At 31.5% G+C, this 21,007-nt stretch carries 25 protein-coding genes; 4 read left to right on the top strand and 21 right to left on the bottom strand.

The window, feature by feature from the left end; translation table 11 throughout:
* Positions 1–13: 13 nt before the first annotated feature.
* Genes thrB through mraY form a run of 11 tightly spaced genes read right to left on the bottom strand, consistent with a single transcriptional unit; the run spans position 14 to position 9,372 of the window.
* Positions 14–904: a homoserine kinase gene (gene thrB, locus C6H31_RS01975; RefSeq protein WP_104697127.1), complete on the bottom strand. Its 891-nt coding sequence runs from the start codon at positions 902–904 to the stop codon at positions 14–16.
* A 30-nt stretch (positions 905–934) separates the two neighbouring features.
* A complete protein-coding gene (locus C6H31_RS01970; RefSeq protein WP_104697126.1) occupies positions 935–1,402 on the bottom strand; it encodes a hypothetical protein in 468 nt (155 codons plus the stop codon).
* Positions 1,395–2,282 (bottom strand): UDP-3-O-acyl-N-acetylglucosamine deacetylase, encoded by an 888-nt coding sequence (gene lpxC / locus C6H31_RS01965; protein ID WP_104697125.1) that lies wholly within the window; start codon positions 2,280–2,282, stop codon positions 1,395–1,397. Before lpxC ends, C6H31_RS01970 begins: the two co-directional genes overlap by 8 nt.
* On the bottom strand, positions 2,279–2,827 hold the full coding sequence (locus C6H31_RS01960; RefSeq protein ID WP_104697124.1) for a septum site-determining protein MinC: 549 nt from the start codon (positions 2,825–2,827) through the stop codon (positions 2,279–2,281). Before C6H31_RS01960 ends, lpxC begins: the two co-directional genes overlap by 4 nt.
* Complete coding sequence (locus C6H31_RS01955) at positions 2,824–4,227, bottom strand: M23 family metallopeptidase (RefSeq protein ID WP_104697123.1); 1,404 nt, start codon at positions 4,225–4,227, stop codon at positions 2,824–2,826. Before C6H31_RS01955 ends, C6H31_RS01960 begins: the two co-directional genes overlap by 4 nt.
* Positions 4,228–4,271: 44 nt before the next feature.
* The gene (locus tag C6H31_RS01950) at positions 4,272–5,168 is read right to left on the bottom strand and encodes an outer membrane beta-barrel protein (RefSeq protein ID WP_158654737.1); all 897 of its coding nucleotides are present in this window, start codon (positions 5,166–5,168) and stop codon (positions 4,272–4,274) included.
* A 7-nt stretch (positions 5,169–5,175) separates the two neighbouring features.
* Entirely contained in the window at positions 5,176–5,829 is a 654-nt protein-coding gene (locus C6H31_RS01945; protein ID WP_104697121.1) for a hypothetical protein, read from the bottom strand.
* The gene (locus C6H31_RS01940; RefSeq protein WP_104697120.1) at positions 5,819–6,472 is read right to left on the bottom strand and encodes a hypothetical protein; all 654 of its coding nucleotides are present in this window, start codon (positions 6,470–6,472) and stop codon (positions 5,819–5,821) included. The genes C6H31_RS01945 and C6H31_RS01940 overlap by 11 nt, the downstream gene beginning before the upstream one ends.
* A complete protein-coding gene (locus C6H31_RS01935) occupies positions 6,459–7,073 on the bottom strand; it encodes a Crp/Fnr family transcriptional regulator (protein ID WP_104697119.1) in 615 nt (204 codons plus the stop codon). Before C6H31_RS01935 ends, C6H31_RS01940 begins: the two co-directional genes overlap by 14 nt.
* A complete protein-coding gene (murD, locus tag C6H31_RS01930) occupies positions 7,073–8,308 on the bottom strand; it encodes a UDP-N-acetylmuramoyl-L-alanine--D-glutamate ligase (RefSeq protein WP_104697118.1) in 1,236 nt (411 codons plus the stop codon). The genes C6H31_RS01935 and murD overlap by 1 nt, the downstream gene beginning before the upstream one ends.
* Positions 8,305–9,372 (bottom strand): phospho-N-acetylmuramoyl-pentapeptide-transferase, encoded by a 1,068-nt coding sequence (gene mraY, locus C6H31_RS01925; RefSeq protein ID WP_104697117.1) that lies wholly within the window; start codon positions 9,370–9,372, stop codon positions 8,305–8,307. The genes murD and mraY overlap by 4 nt, the downstream gene beginning before the upstream one ends.
* A gap of 163 nt (positions 9,373–9,535) precedes the next feature.
* Here mraY and C6H31_RS01920 point away from each other — a divergent pair, with 163 nt between their 5' ends.
* Entirely contained in the window at positions 9,536–10,417 is an 882-nt protein-coding gene (locus C6H31_RS01920) for a PDC sensor domain-containing protein (RefSeq protein WP_104697116.1), read from the top strand.
* Here the strand turns inward: C6H31_RS01920 and proC are convergent, their stop codons facing one another.
* Both proC and fliW read right to left on the bottom strand, forming a co-directional pair.
* Complete coding sequence (gene proC, locus C6H31_RS01915; RefSeq protein WP_104697115.1) at positions 10,418–11,206, bottom strand: pyrroline-5-carboxylate reductase; 789 nt, start codon at positions 11,204–11,206, stop codon at positions 10,418–10,420.
* Positions 11,199–11,621: a flagellar assembly protein FliW gene (gene fliW / locus C6H31_RS01910; RefSeq protein ID WP_104697114.1), complete on the bottom strand. Its 423-nt coding sequence runs from the start codon at positions 11,619–11,621 to the stop codon at positions 11,199–11,201. Before fliW ends, proC begins: the two co-directional genes overlap by 8 nt.
* Positions 11,622–11,838: 217 nt before the next feature.
* On the opposite strand from fliW, the gene C6H31_RS01905 reads away from it, so the two are divergent.
* Both C6H31_RS01905 and lon read left to right on the top strand, forming a co-directional pair.
* Entirely contained in the window at positions 11,839–12,444 is a 606-nt protein-coding gene (locus C6H31_RS01905; RefSeq protein WP_233709955.1) for an outer membrane protein assembly factor BamD, read from the top strand.
* Between the two features lie 8 nt (positions 12,445–12,452).
* The gene (lon, locus tag C6H31_RS01900) at positions 12,453–14,843 is read left to right on the top strand and encodes an endopeptidase La (RefSeq protein WP_104697112.1); all 2,391 of its coding nucleotides are present in this window, start codon (positions 12,453–12,455) and stop codon (positions 14,841–14,843) included.
* Positions 14,844–14,994: 151 nt separating this feature from the next.
* Here the strand turns inward: lon and C6H31_RS01895 are convergent, their stop codons facing one another.
* Positions 14,995–15,447 (bottom strand): DUF302 domain-containing protein, encoded by a 453-nt coding sequence (locus C6H31_RS01895; RefSeq protein WP_104697111.1) that lies wholly within the window; start codon positions 15,445–15,447, stop codon positions 14,995–14,997.
* 151 nt (positions 15,448–15,598) lie between these two features.
* On the opposite strand from C6H31_RS01895, the gene C6H31_RS01890 reads away from it, so the two are divergent.
* Positions 15,599–16,423: an outer membrane beta-barrel protein gene (locus tag C6H31_RS01890; RefSeq protein WP_104697110.1), complete on the top strand. Its 825-nt coding sequence runs from the start codon at positions 15,599–15,601 to the stop codon at positions 16,421–16,423.
* Between the two features lie 437 nt (positions 16,424–16,860).
* Here the strand turns inward: C6H31_RS01890 and C6H31_RS01885 are convergent, their stop codons facing one another.
* The 7 genes from C6H31_RS01885 to C6H31_RS01855 are packed head-to-tail and all read right to left on the bottom strand — an operon-like array spanning position 16,861 to position 20,998.
* Positions 16,861–17,859 carry a glycosyltransferase family 4 protein gene (locus C6H31_RS01885; RefSeq protein WP_104697109.1) on the bottom strand — a complete coding sequence of 333 codons (999 nt, stop codon included), beginning with the start codon at positions 17,857–17,859 and terminating at the stop codon, positions 16,861–16,863.
* Positions 17,859–18,809 carry a type IV pilus twitching motility protein PilT gene (locus C6H31_RS01880; protein ID WP_104697108.1) on the bottom strand — a complete coding sequence of 317 codons (951 nt, stop codon included), beginning with the start codon at positions 18,807–18,809 and terminating at the stop codon, positions 17,859–17,861. The genes C6H31_RS01885 and C6H31_RS01880 overlap by 1 nt, the downstream gene beginning before the upstream one ends.
* Positions 18,784–19,161, bottom strand: a complete 378-nt coding sequence (locus C6H31_RS01875) for a hypothetical protein (protein WP_104697107.1) — start codon at positions 19,159–19,161, stop codon at positions 18,784–18,786. Before C6H31_RS01875 ends, C6H31_RS01880 begins: the two co-directional genes overlap by 26 nt.
* Positions 19,162–19,163: 2 nt before the next feature.
* The gene (locus C6H31_RS01870) at positions 19,164–19,562 is read right to left on the bottom strand and encodes a hypothetical protein (RefSeq protein WP_104697106.1); all 399 of its coding nucleotides are present in this window, start codon (positions 19,560–19,562) and stop codon (positions 19,164–19,166) included.
* Positions 19,559–19,852 carry a hypothetical protein gene (locus C6H31_RS01865; protein WP_104697105.1) on the bottom strand — a complete coding sequence of 98 codons (294 nt, stop codon included), beginning with the start codon at positions 19,850–19,852 and terminating at the stop codon, positions 19,559–19,561. The genes C6H31_RS01870 and C6H31_RS01865 overlap by 4 nt, the downstream gene beginning before the upstream one ends.
* A complete protein-coding gene (locus C6H31_RS01860) occupies positions 19,839–20,408 on the bottom strand; it encodes a hypothetical protein (protein ID WP_104697104.1) in 570 nt (189 codons plus the stop codon). The genes C6H31_RS01865 and C6H31_RS01860 overlap by 14 nt, the downstream gene beginning before the upstream one ends.
* Positions 20,405–20,998 carry a hypothetical protein gene (locus tag C6H31_RS01855; RefSeq protein WP_104697103.1) on the bottom strand — a complete coding sequence of 198 codons (594 nt, stop codon included), beginning with the start codon at positions 20,996–20,998 and terminating at the stop codon, positions 20,405–20,407. Before C6H31_RS01855 ends, C6H31_RS01860 begins: the two co-directional genes overlap by 4 nt.
* Between the last annotated feature and the right edge of the window lie 9 nt (positions 20,999–21,007).

Below are 21,007 nucleotides of genomic sequence, written 5' to 3'. Positions count from 1 at the left end.
TTATACCCAATTTTTAGTCTTTCTCTAATCGCAATCCCTGATTATCAAAGGCAATATTAATAATTTTAAAATTTGGAAATTTTGATTGCAAAGTCTGAGCAATTTTTACAGCATCTTCCTTTAAACAAATATTAAGAAAGGAAGAACCACTGCCTGATAAAGTACTCATTAAGGCGCCATTATCTAAAGCAATTTTTTGAATTGCAAATAAAACAGGATATTGTTTCATTCTACGATATTGATGCAATTTATCCTTACTTGCAACCCGTAACAAATCCCATCTCTTTTGCATAAATGCCATACACATCAAAGAAGATCTTGATATGTTATAAACACTATCTGTATTGCTATATTTTTTAGGCAAAGTCTGTCTAGAATATTTTGTTGAAATAGCCCTATTTGGAATCACAACAACTGCTCGAATCTCATCTGATATATCCTGTTTTAGATGCACTACCTTATTATTTTCTAAAACCGCAGAATTAAAACCACCAAAAACAGCTGGTGTAATATTATCTGGATGCCTTTCATAATGAAGCGCAAGATTTAAGATTTCTTGCTTATTAAATCTTTGGTGCTTAAAAAAATATGCCATTGCAATTGCAGCAGTAATTACAGCAGAACTACTCCCAAGGCCTCTTGAAATTGGTATCTGATTTTTAAACTCAAATGCAAACTTCTTTTGTTCTATCCCAAATTTTTTTAGATTTTCTAAGAAAATTTTTACAAAAATATTATCTGCTCTAAGCTTACTAAACCTCTCCCCCTCTCCTACTATACTAATAGTTTGTTTGCAAGATTCTTGCACACTAAAATAATTCCGAAAATCTAGACTTAACCCCAAACAATCAAAACCTGGTCCTAAATTTGCACTTGTTGCTGGAACACTTATTTTTACCTTCATCTTAACCTTCCTAAGTATTTATTTTTATAATTAGACCGGTGGAACAATATATAAAGGCTGTGTTGGCTGGCTAAAATCTTCTTTATTGATTACAGATGGTAGGGTAAATTTATTCTCACTCTCTTGAAGTAAATCTTGATGAAGAATAATCTCCCCTTGGGTATTTTTAACAAAATATTGATTTCCAAAAGCCTTAATTGATTTGCCTTGATTAAAATAAAAACTATCTACTGCAAAAATCTTTATCCCACTTATAACATGAAGTGTTTGAATAAAAATATGCAAGAGCTTCAGAGCACTCAAGCTTCCTGGTCCTCTTGCATAACAGATCTCCTCTACTTCATAACACTGCTTAACACTAACCCAAATATCAACCAAAGCATCAAGCGTTTTTAGGGTATTTATTTGAGATTTTATGAGTTGATTATTTTGATAAACTCCACATAAAACACCCCCAGTATGTGTAACTAAAACTAAAGAAACTTTTGTCTTACTCAAACTCTTTTACCATCTCCCTCACTACAGCATCTTCAGTTTCTTCAATTAATTCATATACATCCACATCCTCTAAGATTCTCTTAGTTAGGAGAGAATTTAATTTATGGCTTCCTGCAAAAGAAATATAACTCCCCAAAAGTGGCATACCTAAAATTGCCATATCTCCAATTGCATCTAAAATTTTATGACGCACAAACTCCTCTTTATATCTCAATCCCTCTTTGTTTAAAATACTATTTTCATCAAGAACAATACAATTATTTAAATTACCCCCAAGACCAAGACCTTGAGATCTTAAATAATTTACATCCTGCAAGAAACCAAAGGTTCTAGCACGAGCAATCTCATCCTTATATCCCTGTTTGCTAAAGACAAATTTATAACTTTGTTGCTTGATTGCAGGATGTGCAAAATCAATGGTAAAATCAAAAATAGTTTTTTGACTAGGCCCAATACGAACAAATTTTTCACCATCTTTGATTTCAATAGTCTTTTTTATGGCCATAATTTTCTTATTTACTTCTAAATCCTTTATTCCTGCTTCATCCAAGAGCATACAATACCCTATAGCACTTCCATCCATAATAGGTATCTCTTCATTGTCAACAGAAACTTTTAAATTATCAATCCCATAGGCATATATAGCTGACATTAAATGCTCAATGGTTGATATTTTAGCCTCTCCATTACTTAATACTGTTGCCATAAGAGTATTTGTAACATTTTGGGGCTTCATTGGAATACTTATTCCTAAATCACTTCTATAAAAAATAATTCCACTGTTTGCCTCTAATGGTTCTAAAACCATCTTTACAGGCACACCCTTATGCAAACCTATACCAACTAATTCTACTTTTTTTGCAATTGTTCGTTGCTTCATTTTAATTCCTTAATTGTAATAAAATCCCCATTTTGTAGCACAAGTTTTAGATTTTTTGGATTTGTATTAATCCTCTCTAGCATCTCTTGTGAAAAAATCTGCCCGTTAAAGATAATATGATTGGCAATGATATTTTTTAAAATTAAATACTGCCCATCGCACTCAATTCTCCCCTCGCAGTTACCAAAAATCATCATACAACCCGTTGCAGAAATTCTCGCTCCATGGTGAACATTATCACAAATAATTAAATCACCATTATGCTCGATATCCTCACCGCTGCGCACAGGCTTGGAAATAATTTTAAGCTCCTTTACAATCTCTTGTTTTTCTTGATTATTTGAAGCAAAAGAGTGATTGGGAACAAAATATGTTAATCCTAATTCCAATAATAGTGCTTTTAATTCTTCTTGAGGTGTCTGTGTAAAGAATATTAAATAATCCCGTAGTAATAAAGAATGCTTTTTAAGAAACTCTAAGCACTCTTGTAAGTTTGTATTATCAATCTCAAATACTCGTATATTTCTTTGTCTTGTCTTAATCATTTCTGCACCTCAATTATGCTTTGAGCTTTTAAAAATACATCTGTAATATTGTTTTTGATCCATTTTGAATCCATCCATTCCACCACTCTTACTGGATGCCCCTGCACTAAAATTCCTAGATGTAAATGATCTCCAAAAGCCCATCCAGTCTGCCCTGTATTGCCAATTTGAGTATGGGAAACAATTTCTGCACCATTGCCATATTCAAAAGAAGATAGATGAGAATATAAAGATGCCAATCCAATACCATGATCAATAATTACGGTATTTCCATAAACTCCAAGTAATCCACTAAAAACAATTTTTCCTGCATTTGTACTTACCACAGGAGCATGTTTAAAGTTTGCGATATCCAATCCTAGGTGCAAGGATTTTGAAAACTTTCTATCTTTATAAAAATAAGTTCTATGATCACCAAAACTTCCTACAACCTGACTCTTTTTAAGAGGTAGAAAAACATTAAAGTTTATGGGTTTAAGATAGTTTTCATAAGAAAGATTGTTTGTAATTCCAAAAATAATATTTTCATCCTTATTGCGCACCAACTCATTGATATACTTAAATTTTTCCAACGGATTATCAAAACTATTTGGTGACCTCTCACCAATTATCTCAATAAGACTATCTAATTTTGTACTTAAAAATTGATCATTAATCTTAATATCTGAAAAACGATAGCGAACACTTGAATCTTTTATAATCGGTATTGCCACTCTCTTAGTATTCCAAGCTTTATCTACTGCAGTAATTGTCCCTCCAAACACTTTATTTTTTATAGGCCAAGCAATTAAAACAGCATAATACCCCTCTTTTAAAAAAGGATAGGCTTTAAACTCATCTGTCCCATTTGTAACAATCACCTCTTGGGTGCTTTTGTCATTAATCTTAAAGATAAGCAATGCGCTTCCACCATAAGATATCTTATAAGAGTTTGCAATCATTCTCACAACAGGAGCTTCTGTATCAATTGTAAAATTAAATTTCAGCTTTGTGGTATTTCCACTAAAAAAATTTGCATTACTCCAATCATTAACAATAATCTCATAAAAAATACGATCATCATCTTTTAAAACAATATTTGGCTTTGGCAGAGAGACCTTTATACTTTTTGGGCGCTTAATAATTGCCTCTTGCTTATCAATTAAAACTTGTCCTTCTGCATCTCTTGCAACAATTCTATAGCTTCTAATCCCGCTTTCATCACTCATATATATTGCTATATTACGGTTGAAATTCCAAAAAGCCTCTCCAGGTTCTATTTCCCTTTCTGTTGTACCTATTTGGGCCATCAGAGTCACTACAGGAGAATCTTTTTCAAAAAATTTAGAATGATATACATAGTAGCCAAGGAATCCAACTCCTATAACAACTACTAATTGAAAAAAAAACTTTAATCGCATCTTATAGATCTCCTATTTCACAAAGGAAGATTCTACACTAAAAATCAAAACACATAGATATAGCCAATTGTAAAAAGGCTGGAACGAGTGAAATCAATATCTTTAGATACTAAAATTTTTGTTTCGCTTCCATTGGTATAAACAGCGGGTTTTTCCAACCCTAGGCGTAAGAAAGTTATTGGAATCTTAAATCCAACTTCAAAACGATGTCTCTTAATATAGGAGAAGCTTGCACCAACATTAATAGAATAATCCACTTGCAAAAAGTTTTTCCATAAAATATTCTCACTACCAAAACTCGGATCTAGCATTAAGCTATTATCAGTTTTTGTCTTTTCATCTCCCTTGAGCATCAATCCTATACTAAAACCTAAAAATCCTCCTAAATCAAATCGATTTGCAATTGGATATTCACCCAAAAGATCCAGATTCAGTGCCCCTAACATATAAGTATTTTTTCCCAATTCCTTGTCCTTATATTTAATTATGCCCTGACCTACTGCAACATCTCCATAAATACGCGTTCCAAAATACTTGGAAAAGAAGTTTTGATAACCTATTTTGCCCCCAAAAAGGAAGTTAAGAGAATTAAGATTAAAATTTGGATTTAAAACTCCCGTATTAGTAGCACCTTCAACACTATTTTCACGGTTATATTTTCCATCATTATAGGCCTCATAGTTGAAAGCAAATCCTCCTAATATCCCTAAAAAAAGTCCATTTTTTTGATAGAAATCTTGCTGTTTTTCTTGACTTTTTTTCTTTAAAACCTCACTTTGGGGATGTTGATTTGATTCTTTAATTTTTTGTTTTAAATCTTCTATCACATTATCTAGTTCCTGACTACTTTTAGTAATATCCTCTGGCTGATTGGCCTCATATTCCAGTATATTTGCTGATAAATACAATATTTGAAATAAAACAAAAAATATTTTTTTCATTAAAGACCTAGAAAACATATTGATAGGCAATGAGATACAAGTTTGATATTACCAAATTTCCTCCAAAACTTTTGACAGGAGGTATTTTTAAATGTAGCTCAATGCGATGCTTTAAGTTTAAAACAACACCTACGCCCAAATTAATAAAGATTCCCAAATCAGAATAATTTGAACTCCTTGCCTTATCCAAAAAGCCCACATTGACAAGCCCCATACCATAGCCACCAAAAAAGCTTATGCCATACCTTTTATCCCTACCAAACATGACATCACCTATTGCATCAAAGTTAGCTGTTACATTCTGATAGATATATTTGCTGTCTATAAAATTAAAACCAACAAGATAATCCAAATAAGCCCTAAACCCTGCTTGAGTTTGATTTAAAAACTTTTGATATCCGCCTTTAATTCCCACTATTATAGGATAACCTTCATTTGTAGTATAGCTACTATTCCTAAAAAAACTATTTCCCAAAATCGCCCCAATAAAAAACCCTTCTTTGGATTTTAGAGTTTCTTCGGCATATTTTTCACTCTCTATTGCCTTTAGTTGCCCCTTAAGCAAATAGATTTCTTTTTGCTTTTCATAGACAGTATCATCCACCTCATCTGCTAACACAAAAACTGCTAACATTAAAATAACAATGCTTTTAAAAAACATAGTTATACCCTACCATAAAAAGTGCTCCAAACCAATTTACATAACCATTGGTTAGAATTTTCATTTCAAAATCCACTCTATGATGTCTTAAAAATGAAGTCCCTATCCCTGTATTCAATAAAAAAGAGAGTTCAGAATCTGCTTTAGCATTATAAGTCATACTACCTAAGCCAAGACCTAAGATCACTCCCAAATCAAGATATCTTAACATGGGAAATTCCAAAAGAAGATCTCCTCCTAGCAAAATTGTAGAGAATCTATCTCTCCCAAATATTGTTTTATTTGATAGAGAACTTATATATTGAGCATAGATTCTACCTCCTAAGATACCGGGTTTTGACAATCTATCAAAAAATGATGGCAAGAAAGATTGATATCCTAATTTCACTCCATATGTAAAACCATACCTTGCATCCTCGTTATTATCAACAATCACATTCATCCAACCAGAATTAAATCCTAAAAATAGCCCTGTCTTCTCCTCACCTCTATCCACAGCTTTGATTAAAGCATCAACCTCTGTATCATCTAAAGCTTCATAAAATACAATATAAGGATAGTATTTTAAATCTAAATTATTGTAATCTATTCTTTGCCCAAAACAAAACAAACAACAAAACAAAACACAGTTAATTATCCGCATAAAAGCCTCTCAAAGCCTTTGGATTTAAAATCTTTATTTTACCCTTATGGGTATCAATTATTTTTTGATGTTTCATCTTCTTTAGAGTTCTAGATAATGTCTCTGGGGTGGTATTGATATTTTTTGCTATTTCTTTTTGCGTGATAAAAAGAAGCTTGTCTTGATGGTTTAATAAAAACTGGGCCAATCTAAGCTCTACATTCATCATAAAATTTTGATTGATCATAGATTCCAAAAACTTGATTTTTGCCATTAAAGACTTAATAAAAAGCATACAAATATCCTGATTTTCAAAAAGATGATCTTTAAATTTTTTAAAATCTATTTTTAAAACTTCAGAATCGCTCTCAAAACATGCACTTGCAGGATACGAAACTCCCTCAAATACGGGCATTTCGGCAACAAAATTAGGGCTTTTTAAAAAATGGATATTAATCACTCCACCCTGATCATCAGTCTTATATAAACGAATTTGACCTTTCAATAAAATATATAAATCTTTTGATTTTTGTCCTTCAAAGAATAAGATTCTATCCTTTTTATACAGATACACCTTACCAATTGTCATAAAAAAATCTAATATTTCCTTTGAAAAATACATCAATCCCTCTGTAAGGCTAATTGTTTAAAAACTTCCCCTCTGTGCTTATAAGAATCAAATTGATCCAAACTAGCAGCAGCTGGACTAAGTAATACTACATCATTTTCTTCCCGTTCTCTTTTGATTTTTAAAACTGCATCTTGCAGATAGAAGCAATTTTCAAACCCTATATTATATTCTAAAGCAAGTTTCTCAAGTCTTTTTGCATTACTACCAATTAAAAAGAGTTTGATATCCAAATGCTTGATAAGCTCAAAAACAGGTCTTTGATCAGCACCCTTATCATCACCCCCTAAAATTAATAAAATTTTTTTATCCTGATATCTTTTAATTGCTTCACAAGTTGCATCAACATTTGTTCCCTTGCTATCATTCACCCAAAGTCTTTTTTTAGAATCAAAAAACTCTTCAATTCTATGCCGTCCTATTTGAAAATTATTTAGTGCTGTAAGCTTTACTTCTCCAAAAAGAAGCTTTACCCCTCCTAAAGCCAAAAGACTATCTAATAAAAAAGGTTCTTTAAAAACACTTTCCTTAAGATTGAACCCAAAAAGATCTGCTATCTGCGCACTTGAGCGATAAAAAACTATTTTTGTTTGTGTTTTTTTACAATTAGGATGCTCTTTTAGTTCTTCAGGAATTAAAGCAATGCCATCTTCTTGCATTCTTAAAAGAGGACTTAATTTTGCATCTAAATATCCATCAAATCCTTGATGCCAACTAATATGATCCTCTCTAACTGGTAATAAAATATAAAGCTTTGGAAATGCTTTTTTTGTATAGTGCAGCATAAAGGAACTAGTTTCTAAAATCCAAATAGGAGGTTTTTGCAAATACAAATTAGTTAGCGGATAGCCTATATTACCGCCACTCATAGCCCCTTTTTCTTGTAATAAAAACTCTAACATCTGGGTAGTTGTAGTCTTTCCATTTGTTCCACTTATCCATATACTTATTGGGTCATATGATACTAAACTATCGAAAAAATCATATTCACTCACCAAGTTCTTAGAATTTTGGATCAGAGTATGATATGGAGGTATGCCTGGGCTAGTAATCTCTAAATTTGATCTAAAAGTATCAAAGTTTTTAGTAGGTATAAAATTATTCAAACCTTTCTGTGATGATTGATTAAATTTATCATCAAAAATATCACAGCCTATTCCCTGCTGATTTAAAAAATCCACTAAAGGAGCCGTGGTTACACCATACCCTATTATTGAAACTCTTTTCATCTAATCTTTAAGCTTAAAAGTGCAATAATATTGCTTAAAATAGCAATAATCCAAAATCTTACAATAATTTTATTCTCCGCCCATCCTTTTTTCTCAAAATGATGATGAATGGGAGCCATTAAAAATATTTTCTTTTTTCTTGTTTTATAACTACCAATTTGCAAAATTACAGAAAGTGTTTCAATCACAAAAATAGAACCTATCAAAAGCAATAAGAATTCATTATTTGAAACTATAGCCATATAAGCTATAAAGCCCCCTACTGCTAAACTACCACTATCTCCCATAAAAACTTGTGCAGGATGCGCGTTATACCACAGAAAGCCAAAAAGGGCACCTATTAATGCAACAGATACAACAAATAACTCTCCAGAATCTACAACTCTTGGCCACAATAAATAATTTGCTAGTTCATAATTCCCCGCAATATAAACAAAAATTGAGAGTGAAAATAGAGCACAAATACTTGGAACAGTAGCCAATCCATCTAATCCATCTGTAATATTTACAGCATTTGTTGTGGCTAAAAATACTAAAATCCAAAAAAATGTGGTTGCCCAAGGAATATCTCCTAAATGCAATAGTGGCTTTTTCATAAATGGAATATATAACCCAGAATCCAGTTGAACAACATAGCTGAGGTATAAAGCAACACTAAAAGACAAAACAAAAAGTAGCAACATCTTCATTCTTGCACTTATCCCACTATTACTTTTAGCACTAATTTTTGAATAATCATCAAAACCACCAATCAAGCAAAAACCTACCAAAACAATCAAGGCTAAAACTACAAAATTATTTAAAATTTGTGCGCTAATTAATGAGGAAATCACTGCACTAAAGATAAATATAAAACCACCCATTGTTGGGGTATTGCTCTTTTCTTTATGGGCAGGAACAAACTCTGAAATAGGTTGACTTGCCTTATTTCTCCTTGCCCAACGGATAAAATGAGGCATTAAAAATACACAGAGGAAAAAAGCTAAAAAGAAGCTAATCCCTGCACGAAAGGTAATATAACGAAAGACATTGATTCCAAACTCTGAATAAAGATAATAAAGCAACTAATTCCTTTTCTTCTATGATTTACTTAACAAAGACAGTGATTTTACCATAAAGAAAACTTGAGTTAAGAAACAAAGACAAAAAGCATTACAATAAGCTTTAAAAAAATTTTAGTAGAATATTTTTTATAAGAATTTTAGAAATATAAATAAGGAAATCTAAATGCTATCAAAAGACATATTAATCTATAGAAAAGTTCGCTACGAACTTCGTGCTTATATGTGCTATCTCTTTACACAAAACATTCAAAATTACATACCTAGCACTAGTCTTAAAAGCGTCTTAAATGGGATTGAAAAAATCAAAGATGAAATTGAAGCATTTGATGCAATCTATATTCTTGATGCAATGGGCAATGAAGTAGGATTAAATGGGATTACTTGTACAGAAAATTTCTCTGATAGAGCATTTTATTATGAAGCGGTGCGTGAAAGAAAGTGCATTATCACCAACCCTTATCCTTGTAGCGATAATGGCAAGCTAGTTGTGACTGCTTCTTATCCTGTTTATAATCAAAATCATGAACTTATTTATGTGGTTTGCATTGATCTAGCCCTTAAAACTGCAATCAACATCTCTGCACCATCAAAATTTTCTGATGTATGCGCAAGAATAAGTATGAGTATTTATGGACTCCTATCTCTTTGTCTCACACTTGTTTGCTTGCTTTTATTCTGCAAAGGAGCTTTTAGTTTTTACATTGCATTAGGACATTTTAAAAATTTTGATATTGATGAAATTTTCAAAGCCATTATTCAATTAACTCTTGCCTTGGCAATTTTTGACTTAGTCAAAGCAATATTTGAAAGTGAAGTACTAGGAAAAAATACAGAAAATAATTCCCAAACATTACAAGAAACGATGGTGAGATTTTTAGGTTCCATCATTATTGCTTTAGCAATAGAATCCTTAATGCTTGTATTTAAATTTGCAATCAGTGAACCTGATAAAATTTTATATGCTGTTTCTTTAATTGGTGGAGTATCTTTACTAGTAATTGGGTTATCAATATATGTAAAACTTGCTCATCAAAAAAGCGAGTAGCTAGGATTTCTTCCTTGCTTTTAAAACTGCTTGATTTGTGGCTTCCATTACAATACCCTTGAATGCGTGCTTCTCCAAGGTGCTAATTCCTTCTATTGTTGTGCCTCCAGGGCTTGCTATCTCATCAATAATTTCTTGGGGAGTTTTTTCCCTAAGTAATAAAGAAAAACCCTCAAACATACCTCTCACAAGTTCTTGGCTTTGTAGCCGATTAAATCCCTCTCTAACACCCGCATCAATAAGAGCCTGTGCCATCAATGCTACAAAAGCAGGAGCACTCCCACTAGTAGCGATAGCAGAATCAATTAACGCCTCTTTATCAACTTGTACAAAATTTCCAAAACTAAGAACCAATCTTTTTATTTCATCTAAGTTTGCGTTATCAATAAAGATGGCACTAGAAGACTTTTGATATTTTGCAGCTACATTTGGCATCACCCTTACATATCCCATAGAATCCAAATGTTTTTTAATGATAGAAACCTGCACACCAGCCATCACACTAATTACATTTTTTGCACGGCCAATAAATTTAAAATTCTGCAAACCATCAGGTTTAATGCACAAAAATACAGTCTTATCTTTTACCAAAACCTGATGATTATCAATTAGGCTAACTTGAACAATATCATTCAATCCATTATTTTTTAAAAAACTAGAAGCTTTTTTAGAATTACGACCACAAACAAATAGATTATAAGTTTCAAACAATCTAGAGGATATAATTCCTCTTAGTATGGCTAAGGTCATATTCCCATAGCCAACAAATAAAATGTCTTCTTTATTCACTTATTTTCTTTATACTACCCACCACACTCTCATCTTTATAGTAAGCAGACACGGGCTCTGCAAGCTGATACTGCGGATACTTCAAGCTATCAAGAACAACTTGTGCCATAGTCTGATTATCAAAATTAAATACAACAGGTGCTAGAAAATTGACAGTAGATTCTTGGATAGGAGATTGAATCACCATGATATTTGCAATAAAGACATTCTTAGCATTCTCTAGATCCAAAAGCAATCTTACTGCAGCAGGGACATCAAACTCATACTCCCTTAAAACAAAAGGGTTGATTAATGTAAAAACTGGAGAATTATCCTCCGCATTACTCAATCTGACAAATACTTCATCTATCTTTTCTAGTCTCATTTTTTTGACTCTTTCAAATCCTAAGATCGGAGACTTAACTTCAAAAATCATATTTTAACCCCTAAAATACATTGCTCTCAGTGTCATAATTCCTGTGAATGAATGCTATTCTATCGAATTTCTTATTTAAAAATCAACACCAAAAAACAAAGTTTTGCGTATTTTCCTTAACTTTTTCATAATATAATTACCACCTATGAGATACCTAATAAAGATTGGAGTTTCCTTGAAAATCGCTTTGTTTTATAGCACTTTTTTTGTTACCTTTATGCTCTTTTTTGGCTGTTCCTCCAAAGACAAGGGTGAATTTAATAAGCCTGCCTCTTACTGGTATCAAGAGATATTGAAAGAGATAAAGGTAGGAAGTTTAGAAAATGCAGATAATTTTTTCTCTTCTTTGCAAAGTGAGCATATTAATTCTCCCCTACTTCCTGATGCAATGCTTATACTTGGTCAAGCCCATATTTATGCAAAAGAATTTATATTAGCAGATTATTACTTTGATGAATATCTAAAGAGATATGGAACACAGGATATATTGGACTATATCGCTTTTTTAAAGGTTAAAACACACTATCTTGCCTTTATAAATTACAGCAAGGACCAAGAATTTTTAGAAAACTCGATATCAGAAACCGAAGATTTTCTTATTAAATTCCCAAAAAGTCGCTACTATGAGTTGGCAAAAACAATCCAAATGAGACTTATTCTTGGACAAAATGAACTTAATAAAGCAATAGCAAATGTGTATTCTAAGCAAAAGAAACAAGATGCTAAAGAGCTTTATCTCAATCGTGTTGATTCCACGCTAGAAACAGAGGCAAAACCAACTCCATCTCATGTCCCTTGGTATGTAAAAATCTTTAATTGGTAGGAGTAAAAATGCAACTTGTTAATCAAAAAAATTTTCCAGCAACCATTCCTATTATCATAGAAGAAGAAGGATTTATGTATCCTTTTATGATTGCACCTATTTTTATCAGTGATAGCGCAAATATTAAGGCCATAAACAAAGCTATTGAAAACAAGGAGTTGATTTTTGTAGGTTGTGCAAAGAACAACAAGCAACCCAATAAAGATATTCATGGGTTTTATGATGTAGGTGTAATTGGAAGCATTATGAGAAAAGTAAATCTTCCTGATGGAAAAGTAAAAATACTATTCCAAGGGATTGCAAAAGGAAGAATACTTTCTTTAGAAAATAAAGATCCCTTAGAAGGAACTGTGGATGTAATTATTTATAAAGATTTTGATCAAGAAAAAATTTCTGCAATCATGGCGGTATTAAGAGAAAAAGTACGTCATCTTGCAAATATCAGTCAGTTTTTTCCTCCAGATATCCTCAAAACCATTGATGAAAATGAAGAGCCCAATCGCATTGTGGATCTAATTGCATCTGTCCTAAGACTCAAAAAAGATCAGTCTTATCTTCTTTTTGCAAGTGATGACACAGAAAAAAGACTCTTGATGTTAATAGATTTTGTGATTGAAGAAACACAAACTCAAAAACTACAAAAAGAAATAAAAAACAAGGTCCATACAAAGATGGAGCAAACCAATAAAGAGTATTTTTTACGAGAACAGCTTAAGCAGATTCAAAAAGAACTGGGATTAGATAAACAAAGAGATGAGGAAATTGAAAATTACAAGAAAAAGTTAGAATCCATCAAAGCCTTTGTTTATGAAGATTGCTACAAGGAGATTAAAAAACAAATTGATCGACTTAGCAAGATGCATCAGGAAAGTTCTGAGGCCAATGTAATACAAAGCTATATTGAATGGATGCTTGAGATTCCCTTTGGTAAATTTGCAAAGAAGAAATTAGTCATTGCTAATGTAGAAAAACAACTCAATCAAGATCATTTTTCTCTTCTCAAGCCAAAAGAGAGAATCGTGGAATTCTTTGCGGTTAAAGAACTCTTAGCCAAAAGAGAACAAAAAGAAAATAAAAATATTGGCACTATCCTTTGCTTTTTTGGACCTCCAGGTGTAGGTAAAACAAGTCTTGCAAACTCCATTGCTAAGGCTATTGGAAGACCTCTTGTAAGAATTGCCTTGGGGGGACTAGAAGATGTTAATGAACTTAGAGGACATAGACGCACTTATTTGGGAGCCATGCCTGGAAGAATTGTTCAAGGATTGATTGAGGCAAAGGAAATGAATCCTGTAGTAGTGCTTGATGAAATTGATAAAGTTGGGCGTAGTATGCGAGGCGATCCTACAAGCGCTCTGCTTGAAATTCTAGACCCTGAACAAAATACAAACTTTAGGGATTATTATGCAAATTTTAATATTGATCTCTCCCAAGTTGTTTTCATTGCAACAGCAAATGATATTTCAAATATTCCAGCACCCCTTAGAGATAGAATGGAATTCATTGAAGTTTCAAGTTACACTCCTCAAGAAAAGGAGCAGATTGCAAAAAAATATTTAATTCCTCAAGAACTCAAAAAACATGGATTAAAGACTAATGAGGTACAAATTAGTGATGAAGTTATCACATTAATGATAGAAAAATATACTAGAGAAGCTGGGGTAAGAAATCTGCGTAGGCAAATAGCAACTCTTGCAAGAAAATCTGCAAAAGAAATACTAAAAGGCGAAGTTAAAAAAGTTTTCATCTCTCCAAATAACCTATCTAATTACCTTGATAAAATTGTATTTGAAATTGAAAAAAGTGATAGTGAAAATAAAGTTGGTGTTGTTAATGGACTTGCTTGGACAAGTGTGGGTGGAGATGTATTAAAAATTGAAGCAATTAAAATCAAGGGTAAAGGTGGATTAAAACTTACAGGAAGTTTAGGCGAAGTAATGAAAGAATCTGCGCATATTGCTTTTTCTGTTATCAAGGTTTTAATTGATGAGAAATTTTTCAATACCAAAAAAGAGAAAAAGAAAGAAAAAAATCAAGAACAGATTTATAATCTTTATGATATTCATCTTCATGTTCCAGAGGGAGCTACTCCAAAGGATGGGCCAAGTGCAGGTATTGCAATGGCTAGTGTCATTGCCTCAATTTTAACCAATACAAAAATTTGTTCAAAAGTTGCAATGACTGGTGAACTTACACTTACAGGAAATGTTTTACCTATTGGTGGATTAAAAGAAAAATTAATTGCTGCTCATAAAGCGGGGATGCAAAAAGTACTAATTCCCCAAAAAAATTATGAAAGGGATCTTGAGGATATACCAACTGAAGTTCAAGAAGATCTAGAAATTGTTAGTGTAAGCGATATTAAGGAAGTTTTAGAACATACTTTGGTGAGAGATTAGACAAAAATCTTTTAGAAGGTTTATTTAGGATCAAAAATAACCTGACTTCGCAAATCTGACTCTTCATATAAAAAATCTTAGGAGACTCCTAAGATTTTTTAACCAAGATTTAAAAATTCTACTTTCTTAAAAAACGATCTAAAATTCCTAATTACTGCTCTAATGTAATTTCTTGAATTAAAGATTTAAGAAACTTTTTGGTGTTTTGTATAAAATCCTCATCTATTGGTATCTTTTGATCTTGTGCCATCCAAATAGGATTGATGCAAGATACAAAAACCTTATCTTTTTCTTGAGAAATTAACATTTTTAGAGGCAACTGAATTGCAAATTTTGGATACTTATTCATAAAATCCGTGCCAACTGTTGGATTTCCAAAAACAATCACCACAGAAGGTTGCATCACCTTATCTCGCTCTATTGCAGCTTTTGCGTGATCAATAATAGTAAAAATTTTGATATTAGGATTAGAATCTAACACTCTAATTGCCCTCTCCAAAACCGCATTAAAATCCCCTTTGCTCTCCTTTGTAATTAAGTAAGGTTCTTGGTTTCGTGCAAAAAGAAACAACAATGAACCAAAAAAGAATAAAAATTTCTTCATTTATTAGCTCCTATCTTAAAAAAACAATCCTATATTCTATACAAAAAACCAAAAATAAATATCCATTTTTGGTTTTTTATTAATTCTTATCAAAAATTTAGTTTTATAATTTCTTGATATTTATGCTAAGATGAAAAATAAAAGGCACTAAATGAAAAAAAATATTTTAATAATCCTCTTACTAATTTCTATACCAATCTCTCAAATATATGCACAATCAAAACCAGATCAATATTCTAAAAATGGTTATATTTTGGGATTTGAGCTAAGTGGTGGGTTTGGAAAAGGAAATGGCTCTACAAGAGAGATGATTCTAGCAACTCCAGGTTCTGATTTTACAATCTCACTCTTTGATTTTAAGCCAATCCAATTTGATGGAAAAATCTTTTTTGGCTATCAGCATTTTTTTGGAGAATCTCAGAAAGTAGGTTTTGATATCAAGGGGATTTTTGGAGCAGGATATCTTCACATGCTTAGAAAAAATAATGCAAATATCCTTTACCCAGCCAATATAGTAGCAGAGGGTGATAGTAAAATAACTCTTATTACAGACTACATTCCCCTAACTTTTGGGGTAGAAACCAACCTTTTATTCAATATTTTTGAAAAAAATAAGCACGCTTTTGGATTCAATGTTGGGGGTGGCTATAGTTTTGTTTATGCAATCAACTCACTCATTAAGATTCCCAATATGGAAGAATATTCACCAGTCTTTCCTCAAATATACAATTCTTTTTTTAAGCAATTCTCCAATAAAAATATATCTTATTCTCTACTTTATCCAAAAGTTGGTTTTTATTATTTTTTTGATAAGCATCAAATCAGCTGGGGCTTTAGTTTTAATAAAGTCTTTGGAAAATCAAAGAACAATAACTCCTTCTTTGATACTAGAGGAGAAGGGAAAAAAAATATGAGTATAGAAACAAAGCTTGATTACTTTTATAGCTTTAATGTTAGTTATGCTTATAGATTCTAAAGTAGAGCGCTCATAAGAATCTCTAATAAGAAGCAAAATCCAACAAAAGAATATTTAATTCCTGCATAATAGACTTGGATTACCCAAGTCTATTAAATATTCTTCTATAACTTCATTAATACCCCATCAACCTAACCATCACCACACTTGTAAAAAAGCTTGAGAAAGCAACACTGGTTCTTTTTTAGATGAATCTAAAATCATCCATACTCACCATTTTATAAGCTCTTATTCACACTATCTTAAAACTTTTGAGAAGAGAAATGCTATAGTTTGCAACCCATTCCCCAGTTGCAATTCAAGAGAAACCAAGGCATAGGTTGCCAACAATCTTTTAGTAATCTTAGAAAGTGTTTATTTGTGTATCAGTGCTCACATCATAGAGTTCTAACAAACAAAAAAATAAACTATCTTACAGTTTTAGCCTATTACTCATATCACCTTTTTGATAAATACAATCTTAAGCTTTTATATATGATGCTATAAAACAAAATAAAGCATAAAGAAGCAATAATAAAATCATTTGCAGTCTTTGCAAGACTTAATACACAAATAACATAGATTCCATACCCAAAAAGAATAACAAATCCACTCAATGCATTATTTTTCAAAATTTTAAACACCAAAGAGTGTAAATGCAAGCTATCTGGTTGCATTGCTTTTTTTCCATCTAATTTTCTTCGAAAAATTGAATACAAAACTTCCCATACTGGATAAATCATCACACTCAAACCAAACCAAGCACTAATCCCATTATTACTCAATATAGCCAATAAAATTCCAATTAATGCGCCCAAAAAATATGCCCCTCCATCTCCCAAAAAAATCCTACCAAAAGGGAAATTTAGAATAAAAAATCCAAGAGTTCCTGCAATTGCTAAAATACAAAATATAAAAACAAAACCATTAATATCCCTGCTTACAAATGCAATAGCACCCAAAACAATCATAGCAACACCACTTGCCAAACCATTTAAACCATCAATAATATTTAACGCATTACAAACTCCAACAATGCCAAAAATACTAAAAACAATAGCCATAGTCCAAGGCAATACAATTAAAGGTTCAAGATTATAAATGATCCCAAGATTATCAAGAAGCATTACCATAACTCCAACACTTTGAATCAAAAGGCGTTTGATAGGTTTCATAGTCCCCTTCAAATCTTCAAGAAATCCCCCCATAAAAACAAAACAAAGACCAATAATTGTAAAGATAATATCCTCTTGATAAAAAAATATAAAATAACCCAACACAAAAGTAATAAAAATACTCAGACCGCCTATTCTTGAGGTATTCTTCAAATGCATTTTTTGAGGTGAATTACTATGAATAGAATCCACTCCAATTTGTGCCCTTTTAGCAAGAAAGATGCAACACAGAGAAATAAAATATGAAGCTAAAAAAATAACAAAAATAAGATTTTTTGACACTACAACTCCCTCTTATTAGACAATTCCAAACTTTTTTGAAAGCTTACCATACCATCTACTTGAGATAAAAAAATTTGATTTTGGATTTGATGAAATTTTTGCTCTTTTATTAAAGTTTTAACTGCATGATTGGCTAATAATACTTCAAAAATAAATTTTTGATTTTCTAGTTTTTGCTGAGCAACGATAGCCAATAAACTCTCTGCAATCTCATCTGATTTCTCATTACTAGTATTTAAAAACCTCATCAATGCGCTTGTGCTGTCCTTACCATGAATTGTAGCAATCACAAGATGCCCTGTCTTAGAAGCAAGGAGGGCAGAAAGAATTGCTTCTTTCTCTCTTAATTCTCCTACAAAAATTACATCTGGATCTTGTCTCATTGCACTAATAATTCCACTCTGAAAACTTTCTGTATCCTTTCCTACTTCTCTATAAGTAAAACAACTTTTTTGATTATTGTGCATAAATTCTATTGGATCTTCAACACAAACTATATGTCTAGAAAAATTAGTATTGATATAATGAAGCAATGCATTTGCAGTTGTTGTTTTTCCACTCCCTGTAGCTCCAGTAATTAGAATTAGACCTTTTTGATCTAAGAGATTCTTAAAACCTAAAAACTCCTGATAATGTAAAACATCAATAATTTTTTGGGGGAGTAAGCGCAAAATCAATGCGGGATTGTTTTGTGATAAAAATAGGTGCATCCTAATAAAATATTGCTTATGTTTGATACCAAGGTCCTGCTCTTTTCCTTGATAAAAAGCTTCTTTTTGAAAACAAGAAAGATGAGTTTGTATAAAATTCTCAATTGTTTCCTTGCTGATAAATTGCCCCTCTAACAGCTTTCCTTGTAGCTTATATATCAAATTTTGATTTGTGTGGATATAGATGTCGCTAACCCCATCTTTTAGAAAGTCATTACACTGGGTTAATAAATCTTGCATCTTGTTTCTTTATTATTTTATTTGTAAAACTTCTTATTATATGTAAATTTCTAGGATTTTTATGCAATAGGACAATCTCTATTTTATAAGAATCCTCTTGTTCAAAAAGTCTATAACTTGCACTAAAATGATCAAATACCATCTCATCTTCCCAACACAAATTAAAATCATATTTTTCTAAACATTTTTTAGCAATTTCATAAACATTTTTCATATAAATTTCATTCTGCAAACTCCCATAAAAATTACTCCCAACATCAAGACTTGCTCCAAAATACTTTAAAACAATTTGGCTTGAAAAGGTCACTGCCAATAAAAGCAATAAGGCATATACCATTCCATAAGCCTTCATATTTAATCTCCATACTGCAGAATTACTTTTTCTAGACAGATTTTACTCATACAAATTTTAAGCAAAAGATTTGTTTGAAATATCTTGACTAAAAACTCTTCTACAAAATCCAATAAGATTACTTCATCAAATAATACCCTTTGCCCTTTCATTAGAATTTGATGCTTTAAATTATCCTGAAGAAAAAATAAGCCATTATCTTTTATCTGTATATCTTGTGCCTCTGCTAAAATATTAGTAATTTGTAACAATGTATTTTGTATTTGTATATTTTGTTGAGTAAAATTTTGTGTAAAGATTTCTTTTTGCTTAAGCTGTAAAAGCAATTTTGCACAAACTATACTTATAATTCCTAAAATCAAGATTCCAAAAATAAATTCTAAAAGTATAAAAGCCCTCATCTACATTCTTGTACTTCATAGCTCTGAAAAATCACGCTTGAATTTGGATGATTTTTTATAAGTATTGCCTCACAGATAAGATTTTTTGTTTGCAATTGTATTGGGATCTCTAAAACATCTTGCTTTTTAATCAATGCAACTTGTGCCTTAGTAATATTTTGAAGATGATTAATATATTTTAATGAGATGTTATATTGCTTAGAAAAATTAGAGAATAAATAAAGACAAAAGAAAATAAGAGATATAGCCAAAAGAAGCTCTGGAATAATAAATGCATTAGTTTTTAACAATAAAATCCCTCTGTAAAAAAACCTTAGATTCTCTTTGGTTGTATAAAAAGGTAATCTCCACTATTATCTTATAGCGTCCCTGTTTTGTTGGATTAAAATCAAAAGATTGGAGTTGTGATGCTTGAATTAGTAAATCTGCTCGATTATTATAGTCTTTATCATAATAACGAGTTGCAAATACCTGATACTGAAGAATTTTTATTTGTATTTGATCTTGTTTTGGGACAAGGGAAAAATAAAGCTTATTTTGCATTCCAAGACTATCATCCAAAGATGTTTCACCAATCTTTTTAGCCCTAATGAGATAAGGAGGCAGTAACTTATCTTTTTCATACACCTGAGTATCAACACTTAGATAAGCTTCATAAGCATCTAAAAATATCTTGCTATCTTCAAGTAAAACATTGATATTTTTATCAACATCTCGATACTTTTGCATATAAGAATTATCATTTAAATTAGGTTGGATTAAAGAAATATATACCAAAGCTACCAAAAGACAAATACCAAATAATATGATAAGCAAAATCCCAAACGGCCAGAAAGTCTTTTTCAACGCTTTCTCCTAATTATATAAAACCATACAATAAAAGCCAATAGAATAAACAACATAACTTTTATTGCAATTGTTGCTACCTTTGCAAGTGCCTCTCCCTGTTTATCTACAATATTACTAGATATTTTTACACCCTTTATATCTGCTAAAGTATCCACTAGATGAATATATCCATTTAAAACAATCGTAGAAATCCTACTTTGATCCAAGATGTCAGATTTTTTTACAGGCAAAAAAGGAACAATATAATCTTTATAGATTTCATCAGCATCTACTAGATCCTCCAAGTCCTGTGTAAACAAAAAATTTATCTTTTTATCTTGCTTAAAAAAATAGATAAGAGCAAATGGGGAATGAAGATTTTGAGAAACTTGTTTCAAATATTGTCGTCTTTCTTCCCTAGAAAAGCTCTCATTTTGTAGTAAAACATAGGTAGAAATCTTTGTCTTTTGAAAAAGTTCTCCCCCAATTTTGTTAATCAGGTCAAAGGTTTTTTGATTAATCAACTCCCTATCCCCAATAACAAAATCATCCCCAAATATAAAAAGAGGTATACAAAAAACTAAGACCAACCTTTTAAAAAAAAGCATCAAAAATTA

Source organism: Helicobacter sp. 'house sparrow 1' (assembly GCF_900199585.1).
GTDB lineage: Bacteria > Campylobacterota > Campylobacteria > Campylobacterales > Helicobacteraceae > Helicobacter_H.
The sequence above is the reverse complement of the archived record's forward strand: the minus strand, read 5'-3'. Positions and strand labels throughout refer to the sequence as shown.